1 protein-coding gene is annotated in these 953 nt (G+C 66.2%); it reads left to right on the forward strand.

Going from position 1 to position 953, the window contains the following annotated elements:
• A partial coding sequence (locus AC5RV2_RS18470; RefSeq protein ID WP_494093535.1) for a phosphotriesterase family protein occupies positions 1-948 on the forward strand: 948 nt, incomplete at its 5' end.
• Between the last annotated feature and the right edge of the window lie 5 nt (positions 949-953).

Genomic DNA, 953 nt, shown 5'->3' on the forward strand with positions numbered 1-953 from the left:
AATACGGTTCTTGGTCCCGTGCCAGCCCATGAGTTGGGTGTTGTCGCGGTCCACGAATCCCTGCTCTCCGTCCTCCCGGGCGCACAGTACGCCCCGGACATCAGCATGGACCGGGCGGAGATCTTCGAGGTCCTGGCCGGAAAGCTGACCGATTTCCGCGAGCACGGCGGCCAGACGATCGTCGACAGCACCGGCATGTTCCACGGCCGCGACGTGAAGCTGTACGAGGCGCTCTCGCGTTCGACCGGCGTGCACATCATCGCCTCCACGGGACTTGGCCCCGAGGAGGAACTCGGCGGCTACTTCCTGACGCCGCAGACCAACCCGCCGACCCCGTGGCCGGCGGAGAAGTTCGGTGACCTCTTCGCCAAAGAGGTCACCGAGGGCATGGTGGTCCCGCGCGTTGAACGCCGGGCCGCTGCCGGGATCGTCGCCACCATGGCCGACCGCGCCGGGATGACCCCGACCGAGGAAAGCCTGTTCCGCGGCTCCGCCCGCGCCGCCAAGAACACCGGCGTCCCGGTTTCCATCCGGTTCGGCGCCGACGTCCTTCACGACCTGGACGTGGTCCTCGACGAGCAGATCGGCGCCGACCGTGTGCTCGTCGGCGATATGGACCGCAAGGACGCTGCCAAATTTGCCCTTGAGGTCGCCAGCCGCGGAGCCTTTGTGGGAATCGACCATGTAGGTCTGGACGACGACGAGGACTACCTCACCGACGGTGAGCGCGCCGACCTGGTGCTTGAACTGGTCAAGGCGGGCAATGCCGACAAGGTAATCCTCTCGGGCAACTCCATTGGCGTGGCCAAGGGCCTGCCGGAGTACAACCTGCCGTACAGCCATGTCCTGGCCACCTTCGTGCCCTTCCTCAAGGACCAGGGCCTAAGCGACGACGACGCGCAGCGCATCCTCGAGGAGAATCCGCGCAACCTGCTGACTGTGCGCTGAGCACC

The sequence above is a fragment of the Arthrobacter sp. Y3225116 genome, assembly GCF_059091245.1.